The organism is Streptomyces aurantiacus (genome assembly GCF_001418335.1).
In the GTDB taxonomy this organism is placed as follows: domain Bacteria; phylum Actinomycetota; class Actinomycetes; order Streptomycetales; family Streptomycetaceae; genus Streptomyces; species Streptomyces aurantiacus.
Genome location: NZ_LIPP01000357.1, coordinates 1 through 3,078 on the forward strand (window position 1 = coordinate 1; position 3,078 = coordinate 3,078).

4 protein-coding genes are annotated in these 3,078 nt (G+C 70.0%); 2 read left to right on the forward strand and 2 right to left on the reverse strand.

From position 1 onward, the window contains the following. Positions 1-852 (forward strand): DUF3152 domain-containing protein (locus AOK01_RS34985; RefSeq protein ID WP_055518846.1); only part of this gene is annotated, 852 nt, incomplete at its 5' end. 101 nt (positions 853-953) lie between these two features. On the opposite strand, the gene AOK01_RS34990 is transcribed toward AOK01_RS34985, so the two are convergent. Next, positions 954-1,886: a hypothetical protein gene (locus AOK01_RS34990; RefSeq protein WP_055518847.1), complete on the reverse strand. Its 933-nt coding sequence runs from the start codon at positions 1,884-1,886 to the stop codon at positions 954-956. Beyond that, positions 1,883-2,467: a DUF6932 family protein gene (locus AOK01_RS34995; RefSeq protein WP_055518849.1), complete on the reverse strand. Its 585-nt coding sequence runs from the start codon at positions 2,465-2,467 to the stop codon at positions 1,883-1,885. Before AOK01_RS34995 ends, AOK01_RS34990 begins: the two co-directional genes overlap by 4 nt. A 281-nt stretch (positions 2,468-2,748) precedes the next feature. Here AOK01_RS34995 and AOK01_RS46700 point away from each other — a divergent pair, with 281 nt between their 5' ends. Then, entirely contained in the window at positions 2,749-3,069 is a 321-nt protein-coding gene (locus tag AOK01_RS46700) for a hypothetical protein (RefSeq protein ID WP_157871615.1), read from the forward strand. The last annotated feature ends 9 nt before the right edge of the window (positions 3,070-3,078 follow it).

The window sequence follows — 3,078 nt, forward strand, 5'->3', positions numbered from 1 at the left end:
GGTTGGAAGCGGAGGGGGCCCCTGCTGTGGGGTCTGGCCGCGGTCGCGGTGTTGTCCGCCGCTGCCCTGGCGGTGAACGGGACGACCACCACGGCTTCCAGTTCCGACGACGAGTCGGATGCCGCCGCCCGGCCACGGCCCTCCGGCCAGGCACCGACGGGTTCGGCGTCGACGGATCCGAGCGGCGGCGCCTCCGCGTCGGCGTCCGTGTCGGCGACGGTCGAGGAGGACGGCAAGCTCGGTGGGAAGGGCCGCGAATCGCCGGACTCCTCCTCACGCTCCATACCCTTGTCGGGCCCCGGCACGTTCACCACCGCCGGTGGCACGAGCGGGACCGTGGGGAAGGGGGCCCGCGTGCTGCGCTACAAGGTCGTGGTCGAGGACGGCCTTGAGCAGTCGGCCGCCGATGTGGCCCGGCAGGTGGAGGGCGTACTGGCCGACCCGCGCGGCTGGACGGCCGACGGGAATTCCGGTTTCCGGCGCGTCTCGAACGGCCCGTCCGACTTTGTCGTACGGCTCGCCACACCGGGAACGGTGGACGAGATCTGCGGCCGCTACGGCCTGAACACCCGCGGCGAGGTCAACTGCAGCGTGGGGCAGGACGTCGTGGTCAACCTCAAGCGGTGGCTGCTGGCGACCCCGGTCTACGCCGACGACGTGGACGCCTACCGGGCGCTGATCATCAACCACGAGGTCGGCCACTTCCTCGGCCACGGCCATGTGACGTGCCCAGGCGCGGGCAAGCCGGCCCCGGCGATGATGCAACAGATCAAGGGCATGCACGGCTGCACCCCCAATGTCTGGCCGTACGACACGAAGGGCCGCCTGCTCACGGGGCCTTCCGTGCCGTAAGCCGTGCCGTGAGCCGCGCCGTGAGCCGCGCCGTGAGCGCGGGCGGCGACGCCTGGAGGCGAGCACAGCCGACACCGACCGCGCTCTCGATCGCCTCGCTCCTACGGTTCGAGCGGCAGCGATGTCTGTTCCGCCGCCTGCCCCAGGTAGGTGTACTCGGTGGACCGGGCGATGCCCATCGAGTCGAGCTGCTGCCGGAAACGGACGTGGAAATGGACGTTGTCTCCCAGTCCGGGGCGCATCCGCAGCAGTTCTCCCGCGTCCTCGAAACGGACATCGTAGGCAGGCGCGTTCTTCGCGGTGCCCGTCTTCACTTTCACCAAGCCGCTTTCCCGTAGCTCAGTGACCCTGCCGGAGATGGTGATCTCCTGGTCGCGGTCCTTTGTCTCCCGGAGCCGTTTCACGTAGTGCCTGCCCCGCTCGGTCAGCCGGGCGCGGCGCAACCCGCCGTCGGCGTCGTACCAGGTCACCCCGAGGTTCAGTTCGTATCGGCTCAGTGCACGGGACACCGCTTCGACCGCGTCGAAGAGCTTTACCCATTCGCGGACGTCGCGCTCCGATTCCAGCGCGTCGAGCAGCGTGGTGAGGGTGCCGAGCCCCGAGGCGGCGGCCGATGTGGCGGAGACGTCCAGGCCCTCGGGTTCGGCCGGGTCGGCAGGAACGGCGACAGGTCGCGCGTGCACGACGGTACTGCCGACGGAGATGCCGGTGAGTTCCAGCTGCACCGGCGTCCCTGCGGCCACGGAGACCATGTGCTCCACGGGTTCGAGCAGCGCGTCACCCCACCCGAAGCGGAGAGCACCGCCGGCGGTGTCGGGTCCGGTCAGCCGGAGCTGGAGTTCCTCTTCGAGCCGGGCGTCCGGAGCGTACTCGCGGGCGGCGGCCAGGCGGCTCGCCCGGTGTTCGGCCTCGATCTCCTCGTCGTCCCGGTCCTCGGTGCCCAACGTGTCGAGCAGCCGCGCGGCACGCTCGGTCTCGGCGGGATCGTCCCCCGCGAGCGCGCGCCTGCGCTCGCGCCAGCTGTCGCCGGTCACAGTCGCACCTCCAGATAGCCGCGTGCCGGGGCGGCACTCTCTTCGGACGGCGAGCGGTCGTCCTGATCCGGCAGTCGACAGCGCTGCCACCAGTCGTCCCACACACCCCGTTGTGTGAAGTATGTCCGTTCGTCGGGAGTGAAGCGGTCCGGCTCGAAGATATGCGCAACAGGCCGGTACCCGATGCGAAGCGGTGAGACGCCGTACTTCTCTTTCAGTCGGTCCCGGCTCTGGAAGGCGGTGGTCAGCCATTTCGAGCCCGGCTTTCCCCGTACGACATGTTCGGCGCGTGTGTCGACGAGGACAGTGGCGTCGATGTTCCCGGGGTCGAGTTTGGCGCTGACGAAGCTGCCGCCCAGCCACAGCCCGTGGATGAGGGGAAGGCCGCCGAGGTCGTCCCCGTAGGTGTCCTCAAGGGTGAGGAAGGGATCGAGATAGTCGTGAAGGCCGTCCCACAGCTCTGTGCGAGTTGAGGATTCCTCGAACTCGGGGGCGCTGACGAGCATCTTCTCCGCCTCGTCGAAGGAGACGGAGTACCGGCCCAGCGGAAGATGTCCGGTCGAGGCGAAAGGGGGAAGCATATGGGGTCCTGTCGAGTGCGGGAGGACGTCCTCATAGCGATCATGGCGGCCATGGCGGTCATGGTGGTCATGGTGGGGCAGTGCGGGTCATCTTGCCGTTATGGCGTCGGTGTCGCTGTGAATTCCGGAGGACCGGATCGGCAGTCGCGGCAGCGTGCGCCGGGATGGGGCGAACGGAAACTGCGGTCGCAGCCGTCGCAGTTCCGGTGGGGGTGCCTGACGGTCGGGGGCGCTGCGGGGGCGCGGTACCGCGGCAGCGGTGGGAGCTTCGCGGTGAGGCGGTGGGCCAGGAAGGCGGCCGGGCGGCGCAGGGGCTCGGGTGGCAGGTCGTGGGCCAGGACCTCGCGTACGTCGGTGGGGGTGAGGTCGCGTTCGAGCCAGGCGGCGACACCGGGGGCGAGGTGCTCGGCGTCGGTGGCCGAGAGGAGGAGGCGGGGGTCTTCGCGACGGAGGCGCGCGAGGACGTCGACGGCCGTCCGGAGAAGGTCCGGGGAGGTGTACGCGGGCTGCGGTACGGCGGGGAGAGCGCGGCGCGGGGGCTTCTTCTTTGGCGGCTGTGGCTGCGGGTGGGGCTCTGCCTGCGGGTGAGGCTCCAGTGGTGAGTTGGGATG